21 protein-coding genes are annotated in these 23,954 nt (G+C 53.4%); 11 read left to right on the top strand and 10 right to left on the bottom strand.

Annotation, left to right across the window (positions count from 1 at the left end; all coding sequences use genetic code 11):
• Positions 1-104: 104 nt before the first annotated feature.
• The 6 genes from PLU01S_RS17315 to PLU01S_RS17290 all read left to right on the top strand — a co-directional run bounded on the left by PLU01S_RS17315 (position 105) and on the right by PLU01S_RS17290 (position 5,631).
• Entirely contained in the window at positions 105-1,253 is a 1,149-nt protein-coding gene (locus PLU01S_RS17315) for an ABC transporter substrate-binding protein (RefSeq protein WP_074827353.1), read from the top strand.
• Positions 1,250-2,323 carry a FecCD family ABC transporter permease gene (locus tag PLU01S_RS17310; RefSeq protein WP_010797823.1) on the top strand — a complete coding sequence of 358 codons (1,074 nt, stop codon included), beginning with the start codon at positions 1,250-1,252 and terminating at the stop codon, positions 2,321-2,323. The genes PLU01S_RS17315 and PLU01S_RS17310 overlap by 4 nt, the downstream gene beginning before the upstream one ends.
• Positions 2,323-3,105: an ABC transporter ATP-binding protein gene (locus tag PLU01S_RS17305; RefSeq protein WP_010797822.1), complete on the top strand. Its 783-nt coding sequence runs from the start codon at positions 2,323-2,325 to the stop codon at positions 3,103-3,105. Before PLU01S_RS17310 ends, PLU01S_RS17305 begins: the two co-directional genes overlap by 1 nt.
• Before the next feature lie 140 nt (positions 3,106-3,245).
• Positions 3,246-4,625, top strand: a complete 1,380-nt coding sequence (rsxB, locus tag PLU01S_RS17300; protein ID WP_074827354.1) for an electron transport complex subunit RsxB — start codon at positions 3,246-3,248, stop codon at positions 4,623-4,625.
• A 43-nt stretch (positions 4,626-4,668) separates the two neighbouring features.
• A complete protein-coding gene (gene nth / locus PLU01S_RS17295) occupies positions 4,669-5,307 on the top strand; it encodes an endonuclease III (RefSeq protein WP_074827356.1) in 639 nt (212 codons plus the stop codon).
• Positions 5,308-5,451: 144 nt separating this feature from the next.
• Entirely contained in the window at positions 5,452-5,631 is a 180-nt protein-coding gene (locus PLU01S_RS17290; protein WP_010797819.1) for a PA3496 family putative envelope integrity protein, read from the top strand.
• A gap of 98 nt (positions 5,632-5,729) precedes the next feature.
• Here PLU01S_RS17290 and PLU01S_RS17285 read toward each other — a convergent pair whose 3' ends face one another.
• Positions 5,730-6,947 carry an argininosuccinate synthase gene (locus PLU01S_RS17285; protein ID WP_010797818.1) on the bottom strand — a complete coding sequence of 406 codons (1,218 nt, stop codon included), beginning with the start codon at positions 6,945-6,947 and terminating at the stop codon, positions 5,730-5,732.
• Positions 6,948-7,056: 109 nt separating this feature from the next.
• On the bottom strand, positions 7,057-8,007 hold the full coding sequence (locus PLU01S_RS17280) for a flagellar protein MotY (RefSeq protein ID WP_074827359.1): 951 nt from the start codon (positions 8,005-8,007) through the stop codon (positions 7,057-7,059).
• Positions 8,008-8,251: 244 nt separating this feature from the next.
• Here PLU01S_RS17280 and pyrC point away from each other — a divergent pair, with 244 nt between their 5' ends.
• From pyrC to bfr, 4 genes are all read left to right on the top strand, one after another.
• Positions 8,252-9,295: a dihydroorotase gene (pyrC, locus tag PLU01S_RS17275; protein WP_074827361.1), complete on the top strand. Its 1,044-nt coding sequence runs from the start codon at positions 8,252-8,254 to the stop codon at positions 9,293-9,295.
• A 29-nt stretch (positions 9,296-9,324) separates the two neighbouring features.
• Positions 9,325-9,972 (top strand): ribonuclease T, encoded by a 648-nt coding sequence (gene rnt, locus PLU01S_RS17270; RefSeq protein ID WP_376748358.1) that lies wholly within the window; start codon positions 9,325-9,327, stop codon positions 9,970-9,972.
• A 125-nt stretch (positions 9,973-10,097) separates the two neighbouring features.
• Positions 10,098-10,313, top strand: a complete 216-nt coding sequence (locus PLU01S_RS17265; protein WP_073450677.1) for a bacterioferritin-associated ferredoxin — start codon at positions 10,098-10,100, stop codon at positions 10,311-10,313.
• 186 nt (positions 10,314-10,499) lie between these two features.
• Complete coding sequence (gene bfr / locus PLU01S_RS17260; RefSeq protein ID WP_019365389.1) at positions 10,500-10,976, top strand: bacterioferritin; 477 nt, start codon at positions 10,500-10,502, stop codon at positions 10,974-10,976.
• A 74-nt stretch (positions 10,977-11,050) separates the two neighbouring features.
• Here bfr and PLU01S_RS17255 read toward each other — a convergent pair whose 3' ends face one another.
• Together PLU01S_RS17255 and htpG are read right to left on the bottom strand one after the other, a co-directional pair.
• Entirely contained in the window at positions 11,051-11,785 is a 735-nt protein-coding gene (locus PLU01S_RS17255; protein ID WP_074827365.1) for a dienelactone hydrolase family protein, read from the bottom strand.
• Between the two features lie 63 nt (positions 11,786-11,848).
• Positions 11,849-13,747 (bottom strand): molecular chaperone HtpG, encoded by a 1,899-nt coding sequence (gene htpG / locus PLU01S_RS17250; protein WP_074827367.1) that lies wholly within the window; start codon positions 13,745-13,747, stop codon positions 11,849-11,851.
• 277 nt (positions 13,748-14,024) lie between these two features.
• Between htpG and PLU01S_RS17245 the strand changes: the two genes are divergently transcribed.
• Positions 14,025-14,309, top strand: coding sequence for a hypothetical protein (locus PLU01S_RS17245; protein ID WP_074827369.1), 285 nt, complete (start codon positions 14,025-14,027; stop codon positions 14,307-14,309).
• A 55-nt stretch (positions 14,310-14,364) separates the two neighbouring features.
• Here the strand turns inward: PLU01S_RS17245 and brnQ are convergent, their stop codons facing one another.
• The 6 genes from brnQ to PLU01S_RS17215 all read right to left on the bottom strand — a co-directional run bounded on the left by brnQ (position 14,365) and on the right by PLU01S_RS17215 (position 23,797).
• Complete coding sequence (brnQ, locus tag PLU01S_RS17240) at positions 14,365-15,684, bottom strand: branched-chain amino acid transport system II carrier protein (RefSeq protein ID WP_074827371.1); 1,320 nt, start codon at positions 15,682-15,684, stop codon at positions 14,365-14,367.
• A gap of 314 nt (positions 15,685-15,998) precedes the next feature.
• Positions 15,999-16,886: a succinate--CoA ligase subunit alpha gene (sucD, locus tag PLU01S_RS17235; protein WP_003087428.1), complete on the bottom strand. Its 888-nt coding sequence runs from the start codon at positions 16,884-16,886 to the stop codon at positions 15,999-16,001.
• Entirely contained in the window at positions 16,886-18,052 is a 1,167-nt protein-coding gene (gene sucC / locus PLU01S_RS17230) for an ADP-forming succinate--CoA ligase subunit beta (RefSeq protein ID WP_019365384.1), read from the bottom strand. Before sucC ends, sucD begins: the two co-directional genes overlap by 1 nt.
• A 151-nt stretch (positions 18,053-18,203) precedes the next feature.
• Positions 18,204-19,640, bottom strand: coding sequence for a dihydrolipoyl dehydrogenase (gene lpdA / locus PLU01S_RS17225; protein WP_010797807.1), 1,437 nt, complete (start codon positions 19,638-19,640; stop codon positions 18,204-18,206).
• A 65-nt stretch (positions 19,641-19,705) separates the two neighbouring features.
• A complete protein-coding gene (odhB, locus tag PLU01S_RS17220) occupies positions 19,706-20,929 on the bottom strand; it encodes a 2-oxoglutarate dehydrogenase complex dihydrolipoyllysine-residue succinyltransferase (RefSeq protein ID WP_074827373.1) in 1,224 nt (407 codons plus the stop codon).
• 36 nt (positions 20,930-20,965) lie between these two features.
• Positions 20,966-23,797, bottom strand: coding sequence for a 2-oxoglutarate dehydrogenase E1 component (locus PLU01S_RS17215; RefSeq protein ID WP_026003888.1), 2,832 nt, complete (start codon positions 23,795-23,797; stop codon positions 20,966-20,968).
• Between the last annotated feature and the right edge of the window lie 157 nt (positions 23,798-23,954).

Here is a 23,954-nt window from a genome sequence, read left to right as displayed (position 1 = left end):
TCTTACAAGTGGTTGAACAATAACGGCTAAATATTGCAAAGAGACTTGAAAACATAAGCTGTTAGTCGCCTAATAATAAAGCATCTCATTTGCAGGGAAGAGTAATGTTTAATTCCATATTGTCTGGCAAGCGCTGGCTTGGCCTTCTATCAGGCTTTTCTCTGGCTGCCATCATGTCGAGTGGTCTTCATGCTGAGACTATTACTGATATCGCTGGCCGCCAGGTAGAAATTCCTGCCAAGGTTGACCGTATCCTTCTGGGCGAAGGACGGATGCTTTATGCACTGGCTCTACTGGAAGGCGACAAGCCACTCGACCGTATTGTTGGCTGGCAAGGTGAACTCAGTACCGTAGACAAGCAGGGCTACGCGGCCTATCAGGCCAAGTATCCTCAAATCGACAAGATCCCGACTATTGGCAAAACGTCTGAAGCCAGTGTCAACGATGAAAAAGCGATCTCCCTGAAGCCTGATATTGCAATTTTCGGCATTGCTGGTCACGGCCCGGGCGTCAAGAATGAGCTGGTAGAGCAGCTAAAGGCTGCAGGTGTGCCGGTTGTTTTCATTGATTTCCGTCAGCACCCCATGCAAAACACCATTCCCAGTATGCGTGTACTTGGCAAGGCTGTGCATCGAGAAAAGCAGGCTGAAGATTACATTGCGTTCTATCAACGTCATCTGGATCGAATTCAGAAAACCGTCTCAACTATCCCTAGCGACAAACGTCCCAATGTCTTCATCGAAATGCTGGCAGGTATCTGGCCTGGCGCAGCGTGCTGCCATACGGCCGGTAAAGGCAATTTTGGCGAATTTATCGAAGCGGCTGGAGGCAACAACTTGGCCGCTCCCCTGCTGCCTGGCGTAATCGGCGACATCAATGCCGAGACCCTTCTGAGTGTTAACCCTGATATCTACATTGCAAGTGGCACTCGGGACATGAGCTCCACTGACAATGGCCTGAAGTCAGGCACAGGCGTTACAGATGATGCCGCGGCCGCCAGCCTGCAAGGCCTGCTCAAGCGTCAGGAAATCGCGCCGCTCAGAGCTGTTCATGAAGGTCGTACGTACGGCATCTGGCATAATTTCTATAACTCGCCCTACAACATTTTGGCCATCGAGGCATTTGCCAAATGGTTCTACCCGGACGCGTTCAAGGACGTCGACCCCAAGCAAACGCTGGATGAGCTGAATAACCAGTTCCTTCCTGTCGATATCCGTGGCGCCTACTGGACGCAAGCCAAGAGTAATCCATGAACGCCAAGCAATCGATTGAGCATCCTGCCCTGGATGCCTCTCTCTCTAACGATTACCGCTCGCTCCTGAGTAAGCGACTCCTTATTCTGGCGATCTTCGTAATCGCGATTGGTTGTTCGTTATTACTGGACTTCACGCTCGGGCCGGCCGGCCTGAGCGTTAGTGATCTCTGGCAAACCCTGGTGCATCGCGAATCGGTCAGTCCTAGTCAGGCGGTTATTGTCTGGAATATTCGTCTCCCGCAAGCGCTCATGGCCGTTTGTGTCGGCGCAGCGTTAGGCCTTGCCGGCGCCGAAATGCAGACAATACTGAATAACCCTCTGGCCAGCCCTTTCACGCTAGGGCTTTCACACGCCGCCGCGTTCGGAGCGGCCCTGGCCATTGTGTTGAATCTGGGCATTCCGGGTGTACCCAGCGAGTGGCTTATCTCGATCAACGCCTTTGTGTTTGTTCTGGCAGCCACCCTTCTACTCGACGTTGTCGCACGGCTTCGTCAAGCCACAACCAGCGCCATTGTGCTGTTCGGTATTGCCTTGGGCTTTACCTTTCAGGCACTAGTATCGTTGGTTCAATTTGTTGCCAGTGAGGATACGCTTTCAGGACTGGTCTTCTGGACCATGGGAAGCCTTGCCCGAGCCACCTGGCTCAAGCTCGGCATTCTGGCGCTGGCACTTGCCATCGCACTTCCCTTGTCGCTTCGTCGGGCATGGCAGCTGACAGCGTTACGACTCGGTGAGGATCGTGCAGCCAGCTTTGGAATCAATGTCAAGCGCTTAAGGCTAGGCACCCTGCTGAGAGTTAGTATTCTCACCGCCCTGGCTGTGGCGTTTGTAGGCACCATCGGCTTCATTGGCTTGGTAGGCCCGCACATTTCTCGCCTGATCTTTGGCGAAGATCACCGGTTCTATCTACCTGCCAGCGCCTTGGCCGGTGCGTTGATTCTTTCACTTGCATCTGTTGCATCCAAGAACCTGCTCCCCGGCGTGCTGATACCGGTTGGAATCGTAACGGCTCTTGTGGGTATACCCTTTTTCCTCACGGTTGTCCTGCGTAACAAGGGAGGCCTGTAATGCACGCGTTATCTATGCAGGGGCTGAATGTTGGCTATGGCAAAAAAACGATCATTCAGGACCTTACCCTTGAAGGCATTACGCATGGCAAGGTAACCGCCTTGCTCGGTCCCAACGGAAGCGGTAAGTCAACTTTACTCAAGGCCATCGCTGGCCTGACGCCGGCCAAAGGCACCATCACACTGGACGAAGAGGCGCTTACCAGTCTGAGCTTTGCCAAACGCGCGGAGAAAGTGGTCTATCTTCCCCAGACATTGCCTGCCAGCGTCCATCTGCGTGTTTTCGAGTCGCTTCTGGTTGCACGCCGTGCCTCTGGGCAGCCGCATGCCAAAGACACTGAGGACGCGCTTACCCTGCTTAGGCGCCTTGAGATCGAACACCTGGGCATGCACTACCTTGACCAGCTCTCTGGTGGACAAAAACAGCTGGTAGGTCTGGCACAGGCCCTGATCCGCAGACCGACACTGCTTTTACTTGATGAGCCCCTGAGCGCACTCGATCTGAACTTCCAGTTTCATGTGATGGACGTGATAGCCCAGGAAACACGTCAGCGCGATATGGTTACCCTTATCGTGTTGCACGATATCAACATCGCCTTGAGACAAACCGACCATATTGTCATGCTCAAGAATGGACGCCTGGCGGCTCATGGCACTCCGCAGAGCGTGATCGATGCGGATAGTCTGGCAGAAGTTTATGGAGTTCGCGCACGGATTGAGTCTTGCTCCAAAGGGCGACCGCAAGTCCTGATCGATGGCCTCCATAGCGCCTCGTTGATCTAGCAGCCTGCCGCTGGCCAGCGGCAGGTGTTCATTCGCGGCCATATCCCGGATAATACGCCCCTGTCTGGCTATCCGCTTTATCTGCTGACCATGCTTGAATTTGTTTTTGGCGCCATGCGCACGTCACTGGATGTATGTGCATGAGCCTGATACATGCAATCGACGCGCTTTTACCGCAAACCCAGTGCGGTAAATGTGGCCATCCTGGCTGTCTCCCTTATGCCACTTCCATTGCGGCGGGCGAAGCCATTAACAAATGTCCTCCCGGTGGGGATGAAACCATTCATGATCTGGCCGTGCTGCTGGGCGTCGAGGCCACGCCTCTGGACTCACCCTACCCGCCCACACCTGCTCAGGTAGCGTTCATTCGTGAGGCAGAATGCATTGGCTGTACCAAATGCTTAAAGGCTTGCCCGGTGGATGCCATCGTAGGCGCAGCAAAGCTGATGCACACGGTCATAGCGGCTGAATGTACCGGATGTGAACTGTGCATTGCGCCTTGCCCTGTCGACTGTATCGATCTGAACCCGCTACCTGTACAACCTTCTCACGAACAGCAACGGCAGCAAGCGGCTCATTACCGCTTACGCTATGACGCACACAACGCACGTCTGGCGCGTGAAGAGCAGCGTAAACAGGCCGATCGAGATGCACGTCTGGCACGCTCTCAATTGTCGACAGAGGCGGTTCAAACTGCCACGTCAGTCGATCCTGTCCAGGCAGCAATATCGCGCATCAAAGCTCAGAAAGATCCATCCACTGATGCGGACGTAATACTTAAAAAACTCAAGCTCAACGCCTCTACAGCCCAAATGGCGCTCAAGAAAGCTGAAAAGCAGCTGGCTCAGCGTGCCACACAACAATTGGAAGATCAGGTTAAATGGCTCAAACAGGCCGCTGAAGCCGCCCAGCAAGCGCTGGATGAAGCGCTGAGTGGTAGCCGCCCTTCAAGCCAAGCCCAACCGATTGATGTTTCTGCTGAAATAAAGCGAGCCAAAATCAATGCTGCCATGGCACGAGCGCAACTCAGTAAAGCTGAGAAAGCATTCGGGCAACAGCCAACCCCGGAACAGCAAGAGCAGCTGAGCATGCTTCACGGCTCAGCTGCCGCTGCTGCACAAGCCCTGGCAAATCTTGAAGATCAGACGCCGCCCAAGACGCCGGATGCATTGAAACAGGCAAAGTTGGGTCTAGTAAGTGCCCGTGCCGCGTTTCTCTCGGCAGAGCGTAACGGTGCACCTCAAGAGGAGCTTTCGCAACTGCGCCAAATGATTCATCAGGCTGAGAACACTTTGGACATGGCTGAAAAGGCTTCAGACAGACCTCTGCCGGAGCATACTCTGATACAGAAAAGCCCTGTCGACCCTCTAACGCGGACCCTTAAGACGCAGATTGCTTATGCCAAGGCAGAAGTAAAACGCCTTGAACGCGACAGGAACACTTCCGAGAATGTCTTGTTGGAAGTGCGTGGCCGATTGACCGAGCTTGAAAATAAACTGTCAGAGCATTTGGCGTCGTAATGATGCGTTAGCCCTTTACCGTGAAAGCCGAGCCACTATTCCCATGAATGCCGCCAAGCGCCTGGAAATCTTTCGTCGTCTCCACGAGGACAACCCTGATCCCAAGACCGAGCTGTCCTACACGACGCCTTTCGAATTACTGATTGCCGTAATGCTATCGGCACAAGCCACCGATAAAGGGGTCAACAAGGCAACCGCAAAGTTGTTCCCAGTGGCCAACACTCCGGAAACCCTGTATGCCCTTGGTGTGGATGGGCTTTCTGCATACATCAATACGATCAATTTCTATAACACAAAAGCCAAGAACGTTATCGAAACCTGCCGTATTTTGATCGAGCAGCACAACGGTGAAGTTCCACAGACACGTGAGGCACTGGAAGCCCTTCCTGGCGTAGGTCGTAAAACTGCAAATGTCATTTTAAATACAGCGTTTCGGCAGTTTGCGATGGCCGTTGATACGCATATTTTCCGTGTCAGCAACCGGACCAATCTTGCTCCAGGAAAAAATGTAGTTGAGGTGGAGCAAAAGCTTCTCAAGGTGGTTCCGAAGGAATATCTGCTGGATGCACACCACTGGTTGATTCTGCATGGGCGCTACGTGTGTCAGGCGCGAAAACCCCGCTGTGGGAGCTGTCGCATTGAAGACCTGTGCGAATACAAAGCCAAGACATCGGATAATTGATAAGTACCGTAACTTTCAAGCTGATCGATTAAAAAAATCTTTTTTACGACTCATCACTTTGTCGCTATAAGGTGCGCCAAAAGGGCTGTGTAGTCCTCTCAAACTGCACCCGCTCCTTGACCACCTCATGCTAGGAGTTTTCTCATGGCGAGCGAGAAAAGCGATATCGAACTTGATGATGACTTCGTAGAAACCGAGGGTGACGTTGAGGCTGCTGATGTGCCTGTCAGCAAAACCAACCTTACCAAGCGCCGCTTGATAGACAATATGCTTGAAGAGCGTCGCTTGAAGCGTCAGATCTCGGAATACGATTTCGATCTGTAAATAAAAAAAGCCCGGTTGGGCTTTTTTTATTAGCGTTTAAGAGCGAGAGCCCCTCCAGACGGAAGGGCTGCCCAGGTATTGATCCGGGGCAAGATCACTCAAAACAATTTGCGTCCGCTATTAGCGGCGATACGCATACGCAATGCATTGAGCTTGATGAAACCTGCTGCATCAGCCTGGTCGTAAGCACCACCGTCTTCTTCAAACGTAGCGATATTCGCATCAAACAGGGAGTCGTCAGATTTACGACCAACGACAATTACGTTGCCTTTATACAACTTCAGACGTACGACCCCGTTTACGTTGGACTGGGAAGCATCGATCATCTGCTGGAGCATCAGGCGTTCGGGACTCCACCAATAGCCGGTATAGATCAGGCTCGCATAGCGAGGCATGAGCTCATCCTTGAGGTGGGCGACTTCACGATCCAGGGTAATGGACTCGATAGCTCGGTGGGCCTTGAGCATAATGGTGCCGCCAGGCGTTTCATAGCAGCCACGCGACTTCATTCCCACGTAACGGTTCTCAACGATATCCAGACGGCCAATACCGTTTTCGCCACCGATGCGATTGAGCTCAGCCAGCACATGGGCAGGCGTCATGTCCTTGCCATCGATAGCCACGATATCACCAGCACGGTAAGTCAATTCGATATACGTCGGCTGATCCGGAGCAGCCTCTGGCGACTTGGTCCAGCGCCACATGTCCTCCTCATGCTCAGTCCATGTGTCTTCCAGCACACCACCTTCATAAGAGATGTGTAGGAGGTTAGCATCCATGGAATAAGGCGATTTTTTCTTGCCGTGACGCTCGATCGGGATATTGTGCTTTTCTGCATAATCCATGAGCTTTTCGCGGGACAACAAATCCCACTCACGCCAGGGTGCAATAACTTTTACGCCAGGCTTGAGCGCATAGGCTCCCAGTTCGAAGCGTACCTGATCATTGCCCTTGCCGGTTGCACCGTGGGAGATGGCATCAGCGCCCGTTTCGTTGGCAATTTCGATCAATCGCTTGGCGATAAGCGGACGAGCAATGGAAGTACCTAGCAGGTATTCGCCTTCGTATACCGTATTCGCCCGGAACATCGGATAAACGAAATCACGAACGAATTCTTCACGCAGGTCTTCGATGAAGATTTCCTTGACGCCTAAAGCCTTGGCTTTAGCGCGAGCGGGCTCCACTTCTTCCCCTTGGCCAAGGTCCGCTGTAAATGTTACGACTTCACAGTTATAGGTATCCTGCAGCCACTTGAGGATCACCGAAGTATCCAGGCCGCCCGAATACGCCAGGACTACCTTCTTGACGTCCGTCATGCCACTCGCTCCCACGCATTGCTTAGAAAGAAAATGATTCTACTTGCCAAGCGGAGCTATTTATAGAGGCGCGACACAAGAAGTTGCCTAGGCGACACCCGGTACGCTATTAACTGCTTGGCTTACCACCTTGCGAAGCTGTAGCTGGAACGGCCGCCGGCGCGTCGGCTGGCGCTGCCGTAGAAGACTCTGGCTTGGAGTCAGAGGCTACAGGCTCACGGGTAAACACCATCGACACCCTTCTGTTCTTGGCTCGATTTGCCTTGCTGTTATTGGCGACCAAAGGATACTGCTCTCCAAAAAAGCGAATTTCCATTTGCTCCTCAGGAACGCCGCTGGCTTTCAGATACTGCATGACAGCCATTGCACGCAGCCGCGATTCCTGGCGGTTATCGAGTCGATTACCGGAATTATCGGTAAAGCCAGAAATCACTACATGGTTTACAGTGGGATCGGCTTTGAGATACTGAAGAATGATGTCCAGCTTGTTACGTGCCACTTCATCCAGATCACTTCCCCCCTTGGGAAAGCCAACCAGGGAGTGACGAATTTGATCAAAGTTGACTGGCAGAAGCTTGGCAGCACACAGCTGGAAATCCTGATACGCCGACTCAAACCTCGCGGGTAGAATACGAACCTCAAGCGGGTCGCCATTACGGCTACGCGATTTGATCAATGGACTGCGACCTTCCATCAATCCGGTCAGCAGGCGCCGCCCCTGACTCTCGCTCGTATTGAGCGGAGTATTGCCACCTTGAATTCTGATTGAACCCAGCGACTCATCACCTCGTCCCGGCTGCCATGGCGTAGCGGCAGCCAGCAGCGTCGCAGAGCCTTGGGAAAGCCAGTTTTCAGATGTTTTGAGCCTGAAAGTAGGTTGCTCTCCGGCACGACGAACAAACTCACCCGTACCAAAGCGGGGAACATCCTGAGAAAGCCGGCATTCAAACTGATCGCCCTCCACTTTCCATCCCGCTTTTTCAATGCGGTCCTGGAATGTGATGCCCATTGCCGGCAGGCTGGCCAGGAGCGGTAGAAGGGTCAAGTAACGAAGGCGCACGGGGAGGCTCCGAATCCAATAGAAGAATCTTACCCTTGTGATATCGGTTCATTACCCAGAAAACTTGAATACAATCAGCACCTGGATAGTACGCCAACGCTACGCAGGCGGCATTGCTTTAGAACAACTCTGCCTGTTTCACCCAATGGATCAGCTATTCTGAAATACTTCTAGGCTGGGCGGCGTGCCCGAGTCCGCCTTTTCCGGTAGCATTCTCTCCACATTTGTTCGCCTGGAAATCAGCATGTCCGACCGGATAACGCTTCGCCGTCCCGATGACTGGCATATACACCTCCGTGATGGTGCGGCCTTGAGCCAAACCGTAGCCGATGTTGCTCGCACCTTTGCCCGTGCCATCATCATGCCCAACCTGGTACCACCTGTACGCAATGCGGAACAAGCCGCGGCTTATCGCGAGCGTATTCTGGCTGCCCGCCCCGCCGCCAACCGCTTCGAACCGCTGATGGTACTGTACCTGACTGACCGCACCACACCAGACGAAATCCGTGCTGCCAAGGCGAGCGGCTTCGTACATGCCGTCAAGCTCTACCCTGCTGGCGCCACAACAAATTCCGACTCAGGGGTCACCTCGCTGGACAATATCTTTCCGGTATTGGAAACGATGGCCGAGGTAGGACTGCCGCTGCTGGTACATGGCGAAGTTACACGCTCAGAAGTCGACATTTTCGACCGTGAAAAGCGCTTTATCGACGAGCAGCTTAGCGTCATCGTTAGACGCTTCCCCGCGCTTCGGGTCGTGCTTGAACACATCACGACAGGCGATGCAGCACAATTTGTACGTGATGCGTCGGCAAACGTAGCCGCCACCATCACCGCTCATCATCTGCTCTATAATCGTAATCACATGCTGGTTGGCGGCATCCGCCCGCACTTTTTTTGTCTACCTATCCTCAAACGCAACACGCATCAGGAAGCGCTACTGGATGCCGCTGTCAGCGGAAGTCCAAAGTTCTTTCTGGGTACGGACTCAGCACCACACCCCAAACACGCCAAGGAGTCTGCATGCGGCTGCGCTGGCTGCTATACCGCCTATGCAGCACTTGAACTGTATGCCGAAGCCTTCGAAGGCCGCGACGCGCTGGATAAATTAGAGGGCTTCGCCAGCCTGTTTGGCGCCGACTTTTATGGCCTTCCGCATAATACCGATACCGTAACGCTGGTGCGTGAAGAGTGGAAAGCACCTAGCTCCCTGCCTTTTGGCGATTTTGAAGTTGTGCCGCTGCGTGCCGGAGAAACGTTGCGTTGGCGTCTGGAGACCTCTGCATGAGTGATGATGAAGAACTGTTCGCGGAAGAAATGGAAAACACCGCGCCAATGTCCGACTCGCGTATTCCAATGGCCCGACGCTTTCGTGGCTATTTACCTGTAGTCGTGGACGTGGAAACCGGTGGCTTCAATGCGTCCACCGATGCGCTATTGGAAATAGCCGCTACTATCATTGGGATGGATGAGAAAGGTTTTCTCTTCCCTGAGCACACCCATTTCTTTCGGGTCGAGCCGTTCGAAGGGGCCAATGTAGAACCTGCCGCGCTCGAGTTTACTGGCATCAAGCTTGATCACCCGCTGAGAATGGCCGTCAAGGAAGAACATGCCCTTACGGAAATCTTCCGTGGGGTGCGGAAATCTTTGAAAGCCAACGGTTGCAAGCGAGCCATTTTGGTAGGTCATAACAGTAGCTTTGATCTTGCGTTTCTCAACGCTGCGGTCTTGCGCTGTGGTATCAAACGAAACCCCTTTCACCCCTTCTCAAGCTTTGACACGGCTACATTAGCCGGACTGGCTTATGGGCAAACGGTACTAGCCAAAGCCTGCCAAAGCGCTGGAATCGGGTTTGATAATCGGGAAGCGCACTCTGCCCGTTATGACACGGAAAAAACGGCCGATCTGTTCTGCGGTATCGTCAATCGCTGGCGTGAGCTGGGCGGCTGGATGGACCCTGAATAAACCTTTTGCCGAGCGGCCATCGTGCCGCTCGGCAGGTTAATAACATTCCCTCCTATAACGCTTTGACAATCATTCTCACTACGATTAGTCTGCCGATATCTCTTTTCAGCCATAGACGAATCGCCATGTACGTATGTTTGTGCCGAGGTGTCACCGATAAGCAAATCCGTGAAGCTATCTACGAAGGATGCTGCAGCTATCGGGAAGTAAGGGAATGCACAGGAGTAGGTACTCAATGCGGTAAATGTGCCTGCCTGGCTAAAACGGTTGTCAGGGAAACCCTTGGCGAGCTTCAGGCGGCTCAAAGTCTGGCCTACCCGGTCGGATTATCCCAAGCCTGATAAACAGATTTTTAAGAGCCGGGCGGTTGGCCCGGTTTTTTTATGTCTAAAAATCAGTAGGTTATGAATCAGTTGCGAAAGCGTGTTATTCACAGATGTTTTTCATAATCAATTCAATAACTTACGTTTGACAAGCCCTCGCTTCGCGCCCAGACTTGTATTACATAATCCTTGGGCGGAGCCGTCATGAAAGGCGACATTAAAGTCATTCAGCATCTCAACAAGATACTTGGAAACGAGCTTGTTGCCATCAATCAGTACTTCCTCCATTCGCGCATGTATAACGACTGGGGCCTGAAAAAACTTGGCCACCATGAATACCATGAGTCAATCGACGAGATGAAGCATGCGGATCGTCTGATTGAGCGAATCCTGTTTCTTGAAGGCCTTCCAAACCTTCAGGATCTTGGCAAGTTGATGATTGGTGAAAATACCAAGGAAATGCTTGAGTGTGACCTTCGCCTGGAAATCGCAGCGGTTGCCGACCTACGAGATGCAATTGTGTACTGCGAAAGTGTTCGAGACTATGTAAGTCGCGACATGCTCAAGGACATCCTGGAGTCCGAAGAGGAGCATATCGATTGGCTCGAAACTCAGTTGGGGCTGATCGACAAGGTAGGGATTGAGAACTACCTGCAATCCAATATGCATGACGACGATTAAATCTTACAGGTCATAAAAAGCCCGCCTATTGGCGGGCTTTTCTTAGACCAGGCACTGCTGCGGGTCTTCGCATACTAGCGCGACATGACCTCATCAAACAGATTATGCATAGCCAGGAAGGCGCGTTTGGCAACAACCGGATTGTATTGCTGCTTGCCTGGATTATTGGCTTCCGGATCAGTAAAGGAATGGACAGCATTACCGTAACTGATAACTTGCCAATCGACATTGGCTGCGGTCATTTCTGCCTCGAAGGCAGAAATCTGTTCGCTAGGCACTAACGGATCAGCAGCCCCGTGCAGCACTAGAACGGGTGCTTTGATATTACGGGCATCTTCAGGATTTGGCGTATCCAGATTGGCATGGAAAGTGACAACAGCAGCCAATTCTGCACCTTCACGCGCCAACTCAAGCGCAGCACAGCCACCAAAGCAAAAGCCAATGGCAGCAATGTGTTTCGTGTCTATTGCAACAGTGCCCGCTTGAGCAACAAGCGCCTGATAAGCAGACTGCAGGCGCTTGCGTAGTAAAGCCCTATCATTACGAATCGGCATCATGGCTGCCAGCGCCTCATCTGCATTAGCAGGACGCACCTTCTGACCATAAAAATCCACGATGAAATAAACCAGCCCATCTTCGCTGGCAAGGCGCTTGGCTAAATCAATAGCGCCTTGCGATACGCCCATCCAGTTAGGCGAAAGCAGAACTGCTGGCCGCGTCTGGGGCTGATCAGCATCGTAGACCAGCTGCCCTTCGAACGGCTGTCCATCGATCTCATACTGGATTGCCTTAACCGTCATTTCGGCCATGGGTTACCTCTTCGTCGTTGGGTGTTAAAAGAAAGCCCGCCAGAAGCGGGCTTTATCAGCGCATCAGGCAGAAAGTTCTACCAGAAGCTTATTGAGACGGCGCACGTACGCAGCCGGATCCTTGAGACTATCACCTGCAGCGAGAGCTGCCTGATCGAACAAGACATGAGCTAAATCTACGAAGCGGTCTTCATCCTGCTCCATGTCCAGCTTTTCAATCAAAGGATGCTGTGGATTGATTTCAAAAATCGGCTTGGATTCAGGGGCCTTCTGGCCGCTCGCCTCAAGGATGCGACGCATCTGCAGACCCAGGTCCTGTTCGCCGATTGCCAGAATAGCCGGTGAGTCTGTCAGGCGATGAGAAACCCGCACTTCGCTGACCTCGTTATCCAGTGCCTTCTTGATGCGACCAACAAGATCTTCTTTGGCCTTGGCTATTTCTTCCTGAGCCTTCTTGTCCTCTTCGGAATCAAGCTTGCCCAAGTCCAGATCGCCACGAGCAACATCAATGAATGCCTTACCATCGAACTCAGTCAGGTAGCTCATCAGCCACTCATCGATGCGATCCGTTAGCAGAAGGACTTCGATACCCTTCTTACGGAAAACTTCCAGGTGTGGACTGCTCTTCACCTGATTGTAGCTTTCGCCTGTCAGGTAGTAGATCTTGTCTTGCCCTTCCTTCATGCGACCAATGTAGTCAGCGAGCGCAACGTCCTGTTCACCCGCATCTCCATGAGTCGATGCAAAACGCAGCAAGCCGGCAATCTTTTCACGATTGGCAAAGTCCTCCGCCGGCCCTTCTTTCAGAACCTGTCCAAAAGCACTCCAGAACTGCTTGTATTGCTCCGGCTCGTTTTTGGCCAGCTTTTCCAACATATCCAGGACCCGCTTGGTCAACGCCGACTTCATGGAGTCGATGACCGGATCCTTCTGAAGAATCTCACGAGAGACGTTAAGCGAGAGATCGTTGGAATCCACCACACCCTTGATGAAGCGCAGGTAAAGGGGCAGGAACTCGTCAGCCTGATCCATAATGAATACACGCTGCACATAAAGCTTCAATCCACGCGGCGCTTCACGCTGGTACAGATCAAAGGGCGCGCGTGCAGGCACATAAAGTAGCGAGGTGTATTCAAGCTTGCCCTCTACCTTATTGTGACTCCAGGTCAGAGGGTTCTCGAAATCATGGGAGACGTGCTTGTAAAACTCCTGGTATTCCTCATCCTTGACTTCAGTACGCGGCCGTGTCCACAACGCGCTGGCCCGATTGACCGTTTCCCACTCCTGCTCTGAGGGTGTGTCCTCTCCGTGATGCTCTTTTGGCAGCTCGATCGGCAGTGCAATGTGATCAGAATACTTCTTGATGATATTACGCAGACGCCAGCCGTCAGCGAACTCTTCTTCGCCTGTTTTCAGATGCAGAACGATGCGAGTACCACGCTCAGGTTTTTCGATGGTTTCAACATCGAACTCGCCTTCGCCTTTCGAACTCCAGTGGACCCCTTCCGCAGCAGGCTGTCCAGCACGGCGTGTAAAGACATCCACTTTGTCCGCTACGATAAAGGCACTATAAAAACCGACCCCAAACTGGCCGATCAAGTGGGAGTCCTTGCGCTGGTCGCCCGACAGGTTCTTAAGGAAATCAGCGGTGCCTGATTTGGCAATAGTTCCCAGATGCGTAACGACATCCTCACGGCTCATGCCGATGCCGTTGTCCTCTATCGTGACAGTGCGTGCATCCTTGTCGTAGCTGATACGGATCTTGAGCGCGTCGCCGCCCTCAAGCAGCTCCGGCTTGGCCAGGGCCTCAAAGCGGAGCTTGTCCGCCGCATCGGATGCGTTGGAAACCAACTCCCGAAGAAAAATTTCCTTGTTGGAATACAGAGAATGAATCATGAGATGAAGCAGCTGCTTCACTTCAGTCTGAAAACCTAATGTTTCTTTCTGAGTCTCCACACTCATGGTTACGAACTCCACAGATGACGGTTGAGCCGCGATAGCGGTGATGGACGCAAAATGGGGGCAAGTCCTTATTTTTCAACCCAAAACGGATTGCAGGTCTCATATCCGGGCCATTTAATCAAATGTTAGGAACTACCTGGCCATGATTGCTGCCAATAGGTCTGGCAGCCGTACCTGTTAGGCTCGCATACCGCCATAGACGCTAAGAAGGTCTACGCGGAACTTCGCTGTATACGTATGCTCGAAGTGCTGCCGTGAATTAAACAAGGAGAAGACCATGCAAAAACCTTTCGCTTACGCCCTGCTGCTTGCTGCAGCCCTTGGCTTAGCTGCCTGTGACAAGCCTTCCGAAGAAAAGGCACAAGACGCACAGCAATCCGAGCAGAAAGCTCAAGACCACATGAATGAAGCAGCCAAGGAAAGCAATCAGGCTGCTCAAGAGCGTACTGAGGCCGCCCAAGAGCAAGCTAAAGAAGCTCAGGATACCGGCACCAATACTTCTCCTCAGGGAAATCCGGATCAGCCTCTGCAAGGCGGTGATCCGAACACCAAGCAGCAGTAAGCTTGTAATAAAAAAGCCCGCAATAGCGGGCTTTTTTATTACCGGGAAAAAGCTCTTATGAAGCTCGCACGGCCTGTGGCTGGCCTTGCTGTCTATCCCAGAGCGTAGCCAATACACCCACTACAACCGATGGAATGAGCCACGCCAGCCCTTGATCTACCAGCGGAAGCTTGGCTTCCAGCCATGTAATCCAGCTGACATCAAAACCTGCCGCCTTTATGCCATCTACAATGCCGAACAGAAACGCAACCAGCATGACAGGGGCTACAACGCGCGAGGATGAATGCCACAGTCTGGAGCAGAAGCTAAGCACAACCAAGACAATGCACGGTGGATAAATAGCCGTCAGCACGGGTACGGATATTTGAATCAGATGAGTCAAACCCAGATTCGAAACGAGTAGAGAAAAAAGTGCCAGTGCAACAACCAGAACTTTGTAAGGCAGATGCAGGGCTTCACTAAAGTATTCTGCACAGGCGCAGGTCAATCCAACCGCAGTGACCAGACAGGCAAGCGAAATCAGACAGGCAAGGAAAATACTGCCAGGTTCACCAAACGTATGCTGTACATAGGCATGAAGCACCTCTGCCCCATTAGTGGCCGCTGGCACCAATGAATGGCTAGTAGAGCCCAACTGGAACAGGCTGATGTAAACCAGAGCCAACCCAACACCTGCAATCAGTCCTGCAATAACAGCGTAGCGCGTAATCAGTGTTGCTGATTCTATGCCACGCGCCTTGATCGCATTTACAATGACGATGCCAAACACCAGAGCGCCCAACGTATCCATGGTCAGATAACCATTAATGAAACCTTGGGAAAACGCCTGTGCCTGATAAGCTTTGACGGACTCGCCCGTCCCGCCGGCAGGCCATAGGAATGCCGCCGCCCCCAGAATGGCAAGCGCCAGGATTTTCAACGGCGCCAGGAAACGGCCCACCGTATCCAACAACCGACCTGGATAAAGCGATACCAGCAATACAACACAGAAATAGACAAGGCTGTAGAGAAACAGCGGTAGCGCCCCACCACCTGTAAGGGGCGCAAGCCCAACCTCGAATGAGACAGTTGCAGTACGTGGGGTGGCAAACAGCGGACCGACTGATAAATAGCAGACCGCTGCCAACAGGCCACCGGCTACCCGTCCGATTGGTGAGCTCAGCGCATTCATGGCGCCGCCTACACGAGCTAAGGCAACCACTGTTAGTACAGGCAAGCCTACCGCTGTAATAAGGAAGCCAATAGCCGCAGCCCAAACGTGTGGACCGGCTTGCAAGCCTACAATCGGAGGGAAAATGATGTTACCCGCGCCTACAAAGAGAGCGAAGGTCATAAAGCCAAGCGCCAGGATATCCTGGCCTTTCAGAGATTTCATTTAAGGGAATACCGGATTCAGACAGATTGATCGCGAAGGGTTCCCGTTGCTTATTAGGAACGACGCCCGCTTGGCTAAAGCGGACCACTAATGGCTACCCTACTCTTTTGGAGACGGTGGCTGTGAAGGGTGCACATCCTAACGAAATCTGCAGACAAAGGCAGCAAAAACGTCTTACAACCCGACTAAACGGGCCGAAATCAGGCCCTCTGTAGCAGTATTGTCGATCGATCAGCGATTTACAGAACTAAAAATTTATCAGCCCTATAAAAACAAAGGCCACCTTAAAGGTGGCCTTTGCATCAAGGTAAGGCTTACGCCTTCTTGACTTCCCAACCAGTCAGCTCGGCCAGGGCCTTGCCGATATCAGCCAGGGAACGTACGGTCTTGACGCCTGCGTCTTGCAGCGCAGCGAACTTCTCGTCAGCAGTACCTTTGCCGCCAGAGATGATTGCGCCCGCATGACCCATACGCTTGCCAGGAGGTGCAGTAACACCGGCAATGTAGGACACAACAGGCTTGGTCACATTGGCCTTGATGAAGGCTGCAGCCTCTTCTTCGGCAGAACCACCGATCTCACCGATCATGACGATCGCTTCGGTCTGGGGATCTTCCTGGAACAGCTTCAGAATATCGATGAAGTTGGAACCCGGAATCGGGTCACCGCCAATACCCACACATGTGGATTGGCCGAAACCTGCGTCAGTGGTTTGCTTGACCGCTTCGTACGTCAGCGTACCGGAACGGGAAACAATGCCGACCTTACCTGGCAAATGAATGTGACCAGGCATGATGCCGATCTTGCATTCGCCGGGTGTGATTACGCCTGGGCAGTTTGGACCAATCAGGCGTACGCCCAACTCATCGCACTTGACCTTGGCATCCAGCATATCCAGCGTAGGAATGCCTTCGGTGATGCAAACGATCAGCTTGATACCACCAAACGCGGCTTCAAGAATGGAGTCCTTACAGAAAGGAGCCGGAACATAGATGACCGAAGCCTCGGCGCCGGTCGCTTCTACTGCTTCCTTAACCGTATTGAATACGGGCAGACCCAGGTGAGTAGTACCACCCTTGCCTGGCGTTACACCGCCAACCATCTTGGTGCCGTAGGCGATAGCTTGCTCGGAGTGGAAAGTACCTTGGCTACCGGTAAAGCCCTGGCAGATAACTTTGGTGTCTTTATTAATCAGGACGCTCATTACTTACCCTCCGCGGCCTTGACGACCTGCTGGGCAGCGTCGGTCAGGCTAGTTGCCGCGATGATGTTCAGACCGCTTTCGGCCAGGACCTTGGCACCCAACTCAGCGTTGTTGCCTTCCAGGCGCACAACGACGGGAACCTTCACGCCGACTTCTTTCACTGCGCCGATGATGCCTTCAGCAATCATGTCGCAACGAACAATACCGCCGAAGATATTAACCAGTACGGCTTTAACATTGCTGTCGGACAGAATGATCTTGAACGCTTCGGTTACGCGCTCTTTGGTCGCGCCACCGCCTACGTCCAGGAAGTTGGCCGGCTTGCCGCCATGCAGGTTAACGATGTCCATGGTACCCATGGCCAGACCTGCACCATTAACCATGCAGCCAATGTTACCTTCAAGTGCAACGTAGTTCAGTTCCCACTTCTGCGCATGGGCTTCACGAGCATCATCCTGGGATGGATCATGCATTGCACGCAGCTTGGGCTGACGATACATGGCGTTGCTGTCGATATTGATCTTGGCATCCAGGCAGTGAAGGTCGCCATCTTTCTTGATGACCAGCGGGTTCACTTCCAGCAGCGCCAGGTCATAATCCTGGAACAACTTAGCCAGACCAACAAAAATTTGGGTGAACTGCTTGATCTGGTTACCAGTCAGGCCTAGCTGAAAGGCCAGCTCACGGCCTTGATAAGGCTGAGCACCTACCAGAGGATCAACGGTTGCCTTCAGAATTTTCTCAGGCGTGTCGTGCGCAACTTTTTCGATGTCCACGCCACCTTCGGTGGAGGCCATGAAAACGATACGGCGGCTGGAGCGGTCAACGACCGCACCGAGGTACAGTTCCTTGTCGATGTCCGTGCAGGACTCAACCAGGATCTTGCTAACCGGCTGACCATTAGCATCAGTCTGGTAGGTCACCAGATTTTTGCCTAGCCAGTTTTGAGCAAACGCCTTGGCGTCTTCACGGCTCTTGACCAGCTTCACACCGCCGGCTTTACCACGGCCACCCGCATGAACTTGTGCTTTAACGACCCACTCGCTGCCGCCGATTTTGTCGCAGGCTTCCGCCGCTTCTTCCGGGGTGTCTACAGCGAAGCCCTTGGATACAGGCAGGCCGTACTCAGCGAACAGCTGCTTACCCTGATACTCGTGGAGATTCATGCTTATCTACCGTCTTCGTTAGGTATTGCGCATTTTCGGCGCTGCGCTCACTGGCGCCGCGCCACCTGTAACTGCCCTCTGGCAGTCCGGTGAGCGTTCCTGCGGCCCTCCCCTGGAGTAGCGGCGGGCTGCTCACCGTTGGTCTACCGTCTTAACGCTTCTTGCGGTTGGCAATATGAATGGCATGGCCATTCACTGCCAGGGCCGCTTCATGCAGCGCTTCAGACAGTGTTGGGTGCGAGAACACCATCATGCCCAGGTCTTCGGCACTGGTGCCGAATTCCATGGCGATGGCGCCTTGCTGAACCAGATCCGCTGCACTTGGGCCAATAATATGAACACCTAGAACGCGATCGGTCTTGGCGTCGGCAATTACCTTGACCAGGCCAGCCGTATCGTTGGCCGCCATGGCTCGGCCACTTGCAGCAAACGGGAAGGTGCCGACATTCACTTCAACGCCTTCAGCCTTCAAAGCCTGCTCGGTTTTGCCGACCCATGCCATTTCCGGATGGGTATAGATAACCGAAGGAATCAGATCATAGTTCATCTGAGCCTTGTGACCTGCGATACGCTCGGCCACCATGACACCTTCTTCGGAAGCTTTGTGAGCCAGCATCAGGCCGCGTACACAGTCACCGATTGCGTAAACGCCGGGTACGCTGGTAGCGCAATAGTCATCAACATAGATGTATCCGCGCTCATCGCTCTCCACGCCGCAATCAGAAGCCAGCAGATCGGTCGTCACGGGACGACGGCCTACGGCTACGATCAGCTTGTCGAACGTCTGCTTCTGCTCACCGGTAGAGTCGGTAAAGGTCACGGTCACTTCGTTTCCGTTGACTTCCGAACCGGTTACACGTGTACCCAGACGAACGTTCAGACCTTGCTTGGTTAGAATCTTCAGGCCTTCCTTCGCAATCTGCTCATCGGCAGCCGGCAGGAATTTGTCCAGCGCTTCCAGAACAGTTACTTCGGCCCCCAGACGAGCCCATACCGAGCCCAGTTCCAGACCAATAACGCCTGCACCAATAACGCCCAGACGCTTCGGAACTTCAGTGAAGTCAAGAGCACCCGTGGAGTCAACAACAATGCCTTCAACAAGCGGAGCCGGCGGAATTTCGATCGGACGCGAGCCCGAAGCCAGGATGACATTTGTCGCTTCGACAACTTGAGTCTGACCGTCCAGACCTGTCACTTCAACCTGCTTGTTGGCTAGCAGCTTGCCATGTCCTTCCAACAGCGTTACACCGTTGGCCTTGAATAGCGTGCCGATACCACCTGTCAGGTTCTTAACGATCTGATCCTTACGACCGATCATGGCAGGTACATCGATAGTCACGTTGGGTGCATCGATGCCGTGAACCTTGAAGCCTTCATGCGCTTCATGAAACTTGTAAGAGCTATCCAGCAGCGCCTTGGAAGGAATGCAACCTACGTTCAAGCAGGTACCACCCAGGGAGACCTTGCCTTCCTTACCCTTGTATCGCTCGATACAGGCAGTTTTCAGGCCGAGCTGCGCAGCACGGATGGCAGCCACATAGCCGCCAGGGCCGGCACCGATCACGACTACGTCGAATTTTTCGCTCATAAGTTTCATCCTATTTCGATAAACCGGACGGCTTCTTACGAAGCCGTCTCTATATATGGACCAGATTAGATATCCAGCAGCAGACGGGCCGGGTCTTCCAGCAGATCCTTCATGGTGACCAGGAAGGTTACAGCTTCCTTACCGTCGATCAGACGGTGATCATAGGACAGAGCAAGGTACATCATCGGCAGAATGACAACCTGACCATTCACTGCCATAGGCCGTTCCTGGATCTTGTGCATGCCAAGGATGGCAGTCTGCGGCGGGTTAACGATCGGAGTGGATAGCAACGAGCCAAAAACACCACCGTTGGAGATGGTAAAAGTACCGCCCTGCATGTCTTCCATGGTCAACTTGCCGGCTTTCGCCTTCTTGCCGAAATCAGCAATGGTACCCTCGACTTCAGCCAGGCTCATGAGCTCGGCATTGCGCAGCACCGGAACAACCAGGCCACGATCACTGGAAACCGCAACACCAATGTCCTGATAACCGTGGTAAACGATGTCGCTACCATCGATAGAGGCGTTGACGCCTGGCTGACGCTTGAGAGCCTCGGTCGCCGCCTTAACAAAGAAAGACATGAAGCCAAGGCGTACGCCATTGTGCTTCTTCTCAAACATGTCCTTGTACTTGGCGCGTAGCTCCATGATCGGCTTCATGTTGACTTCATTGAATGTAGTCAACATGGCCATGCTTGACTGAGCCTCGACCAAACGCTCGGCGACCTTGGCACGCAGACGTGTCATCGGTACACGCTTCTCGACGCGATCGCCTGCAGCAAAGGTCTGTGCCGGCGCAGCCGCTGCAGCCGGCTTGGCTGCCGGAGCGGAAGGCGCAGCTTTCTTGGCTTCGATAGCGGCTACAACGTCTTCCTTGGTTACGCGACCGCCTTTTCCGGTGCCCTTGATGCTGGCTGGATCCAGACCATTTTCTTCTGCCAGCTTACGAGCGGCTGGCGCCAGAATCGGATCCTCTTCATCCTGAGCTGCAGCAGCAGGCGCAGCAGATGACGCTACGGCCGGAGCACTAGCGGCTGGCGCAGCAGCTGCAGCACCCTCCTCCACGCGTGCAATGACTTCTTCGCTCAGCACGGTGTCGCCTTCGTTTTTCAAGACTTCGGCCAACACACCGTCAGCGGGAGCCACAACTTCCAGGACAACCTTGTCAGTTTCGATATCGACCAGCAGTTCGTCCCGCTTTACGGCTTCACCAGGCTTCTTGTGCCAAGTAGCGACGGTGCCATCTGCAACCGACTCTGGAAATGTTGGGGCTTTGATCTCGATAGCCATTCTATTGGATTCCTTAATTCGTTTTATGCGCACGCGTTAACCATTAAAAGCATCGTTCAGCAGTTTTTCCTGCTGCTCGGCATGCATCGAAGCGTAACCAACTGCCGGCGCAGCGGAGGCATCACGTCCTGCGTACTTAAGGCCAATCTCAGGCTTGAGCGCTGAAATGACGCGACGCATATGATGCTGACTGCAATACCAGGCACCCTGGTTCATAGGCTCTTCCTGACACCAAACAATATCCGTCAGATTGCTGTAGGCAGACATGACTTCTGTCAGGTCATCCTCAGGGAACGGATAAAGCTGTTCGATGCGTACGATCGCTGTATCTTCACGACCTTCGGTACGGCGCTTCTCAAGCAGGTCGTAATAGACCTTGCCGCTACACATGACCAGACGGGTTACCTTTTGCGGATCGATCGCATCGATTTCCGGTATAACAGTCTGGAACGAGCCTTCAGCCAAATCTTCCAGTGTGGAAATAGCAAGCTTGTGACGCAGAAGCGACTTGGGTGTTAGAACCACAAGTGGCTTACGCAGCGGACGAATAACCTGGCGACGCAACAGATGGTAGATCTGAGCGGGCGTGGTCGGTACGCATACCTGGATGTTCTGCTCGGCACACAGTTGCAGGTAGCGCTCCAGACGAGCAGAGGAATGCTCGGGGCCCTGTCCTTCATAACCATGAGGCAGCAGCATAGTCAGGCCACACAAGCGGCCCCACTTGATTTCGCCACTGGTAATAAACTGATCGATGACAACCTGCGCGCCGTTGGCGAAATCACCAAACTGCGCTTCCCAGATCACCAGAGCATTTGGTGTCGTCGTGGCATAGCCGTACTCAAACGCCAGTACAGCTTCCTCGGACAGCAAGGAATCGTAGATCTCGAAACTTGGCTGATCTTCGCTCAGATGTTGCAGCGGAACATAAGGCACGCCATCCTTCTGGTTATGAAGCACAGCATGGCGATGCGAGAACGTACCACGGCCAACATCCTGACCAGTAATACGAACCGGATGGCCCTCATGCAGCAACGTGGCATAGGCCATGGTTTCCGCGTAGCCCCAGTTGATCGGGAGCCCACCAGCACTCATCTTCTGGCGATCTTCGAGGATTTTGCCAACCTGACGCTGTACAACCAGGCCTTCCGGCAGCTGCAGCAACTTGTTGGATAGCTCCTGCAATGTCTTCAGGTCAAATCGAGTGTCGTGACGTGCGGTCCAGGCATGTCCCAGGTAAGGGCGCCAGTCAACGAACAAGCCTTTGTTCGGCTCCTTGACCAGGCTAGCCACCACATGGCGCCCTTCGTCCAAGGCACTACGATAGTTTTCGAACTGAGCCTGTACCTGCTCGGCGCTCATCACACCGGCCTGTACCAACGCATCCGCATAAAGGTCACGTGTGGTGCGCTGCTTGGTGATTTGCTGATACATCAGCGGCTGAGTACCACTGGGTTCGTCAGCTTCGTTATGGCCACGACGACGATAGCAAACGAGGTCAATGACTACGTCACGCTTGAAATGCATGCGGTAGTCGACCGCCAGCTGTGTCACGAAGAGAACCGCTTCCGGATCATCACCATTCACGTGGAAGATAGGCGCCTGCACCATTTTGGCAACATCAGTTGCATACTCGGTGGAACGGGCATCTTCCTGGCGGTTTGTGGTAAAGCCGACTTGGTTGTTGATGATGATATGCAGCGTGCCACCGGTCTTGTAAGCCCGGGTCTGGGACATCTGCAGGGTTTCCATCACTACGCCCTGCCCTGCAAAGGCCGCATCACCATGAATGGAAATCGGAACGACCTTGTCGCCGGATTTGTCGCTACGACGATCCTGACGTGCGCGTACCGATCCTTCCACCACTGGAGAAACGATTTCCAGGTGTGACGGGTTAAAGGCGAGCGCCAGGTGAACTTCTCCACCTTCAGTCATTACGTTGGAGGAGAAACCCTGGTGGTACTTCACATCACCGGAGCCCAGCTCAACGATTTTCTTGCCTTCGAACTCATCGAAAAGATCGCGAGGATTCTTGCCTAGCGTGTTAACCAGTACGTTCAAGCGGCCACGGTGGGCCATACCGATTACGATCTCTTGGGCGCCATAGGAGCCGGAGCGCTGAATGATTTCGTCGATCAGCGGAATGAGGCTTTCTCCACCTTCCAAGCCAAAGCGCTTGGTGCCTGGATACTTGGTACCCAGATACTTTTCCAAACCCTCTGCGGCCGTTAGGCGTTCGAGCAGATGTGTCTTGGCTTCGGCGGAATACTGAGGACGCCCACGGACACTTTCCAGACGCTGCAGGAACCAGCGGCGCTCCTCGGAATCGACAATATGCATGAACTCCGCACCGACAGTGCGGCAATATGTCTCTTGCAGAGCATCCCGTATTTCCCGCAGAGTTGCCTCTTCTTTGCCGAAGTACAACTCGCCGGTGCGGAAGGTCGTATCGAGATCTGCGTCAGTCAACCCGTAGTGATTGAGTGACAGGTCGGCAGGCGCTTGACGCTGCCACAACCCCAGCGGATCCAGACTCGCAGCCTGATGGCCGCGCATACGATAAGCCTGAATAAGGCGCAGAACTTCGACCTGCTTCTTCTCATGCTCACTGCTAACTGTACCTGCTGAGACAGGCTGGGCACGGCGTTGATTTTTTGCCAGGAGAACGAAGTGATCACGGATCGCTGAGTGCGATACGTCAGGGGAGAAATTTCCATCTGCAGGAAGCTTCTGGAAATAAGAGCGCCATTCCTCAGGAACGGCATTGGGATCGTGCAGATAGAGCTCATAGAGCTCTTCGACATAGGAGGCATTCCCACCTGATAGGTGAGCGCTTTCCCACATCCGCTGCATAACGCTTTCGTGCATTTAAGTCACCCCTCGGTCAGGGACAACACCATCGAGTCATACTGCGCGCCAGAAAGCTATACAGCATTCATTGATGTCCGGGCACCAGCCCGGTTGCCCCTAATATGTATTCAATCAACCGGCAGAGCCTACGCCTTGCAGGTCGCTTTAGAGCACC

It is taken from the genome of Pseudomonas luteola NBRC 103146 (assembly GCF_002091675.1).
Lineage (GTDB): Bacteria > Pseudomonadota > Gammaproteobacteria > Pseudomonadales > Pseudomonadaceae > Chryseomonas > Chryseomonas luteola.
This window is presented reverse-complemented; position numbering and strand designations above follow the sequence as displayed.

Bases quoted from the DNA above. Each gene is read 5' to 3' on its own strand.
- PLU01S_RS17245 (WP_074827369.1), top strand. From the start codon at position 14,025: ATGCAAAAACCTTTCGCTTACGCCCTGCTGCTTGCTGCAGCCCTTGGC.
- PLU01S_RS17315 (WP_074827353.1), top strand. From the start codon at position 105: ATGTTTAATTCCATATTGTCTGGCAAGCGCTGGCTTGGCCTTCTATCA.
- bfr (WP_019365389.1), top strand. From the start codon at position 10,500: ATGAAAGGCGACATTAAAGTCATTCAGCATCTCAACAAGATACTTGGA.
- PLU01S_RS17215 (WP_026003888.1), bottom strand. From the start codon at position 23,797: ATGCACGAAAGCGTTATGCAGCGGATGTGGGAAAGCGCTCACCTATCA.
- PLU01S_RS17265 (WP_073450677.1), top strand. From the start codon at position 10,098: ATGTACGTATGTTTGTGCCGAGGTGTCACCGATAAGCAAATCCGTGAA.
- sucC (WP_019365384.1), bottom strand. From the start codon at position 18,052: ATGAATCTCCACGAGTATCAGGGTAAGCAGCTGTTCGCTGAGTACGGC.
- PLU01S_RS17290 (WP_010797819.1), top strand. From the start codon at position 5,452: ATGGCGAGCGAGAAAAGCGATATCGAACTTGATGATGACTTCGTAGAA.
- pyrC (WP_074827361.1), top strand. From the start codon at position 8,252: ATGTCCGACCGGATAACGCTTCGCCGTCCCGATGACTGGCATATACAC.
- lpdA (WP_010797807.1), bottom strand. From the start codon at position 19,640: ATGAGCGAAAAATTCGACGTAGTCGTGATCGGTGCCGGCCCTGGCGGC.
- rsxB (WP_074827354.1), top strand. From the start codon at position 3,246: ATGAGCCTGATACATGCAATCGACGCGCTTTTACCGCAAACCCAGTGC.
- nth (WP_074827356.1), top strand. From the start codon at position 4,669: ATGAATGCCGCCAAGCGCCTGGAAATCTTTCGTCGTCTCCACGAGGAC.
- sucD (WP_003087428.1), bottom strand. From the start codon at position 16,886: ATGAGCGTCCTGATTAATAAAGACACCAAAGTTATCTGCCAGGGCTTT.
- rnt (WP_376748358.1), top strand. From the start codon at position 9,325: ATGGAAAACACCGCGCCAATGTCCGACTCGCGTATTCCAATGGCCCGA.
- PLU01S_RS17305 (WP_010797822.1), top strand. From the start codon at position 2,323: ATGCACGCGTTATCTATGCAGGGGCTGAATGTTGGCTATGGCAAAAAA.
- PLU01S_RS17310 (WP_010797823.1), top strand. From the start codon at position 1,250: ATGAACGCCAAGCAATCGATTGAGCATCCTGCCCTGGATGCCTCTCTC.
- PLU01S_RS17285 (WP_010797818.1), bottom strand. From the start codon at position 6,947: ATGACGGACGTCAAGAAGGTAGTCCTGGCGTATTCGGGCGGCCTGGAT.
- brnQ (WP_074827371.1), bottom strand. From the start codon at position 15,684: ATGAAATCTCTGAAAGGCCAGGATATCCTGGCGCTTGGCTTTATGACC.
- odhB (WP_074827373.1), bottom strand. From the start codon at position 20,929: ATGGCTATCGAGATCAAAGCCCCAACATTTCCAGAGTCGGTTGCAGAT.
- htpG (WP_074827367.1), bottom strand. From the start codon at position 13,747: ATGAGTGTGGAGACTCAGAAAGAAACATTAGGTTTTCAGACTGAAGTG.
- PLU01S_RS17255 (WP_074827365.1), bottom strand. From the start codon at position 11,785: ATGGCCGAAATGACGGTTAAGGCAATCCAGTATGAGATCGATGGACAG.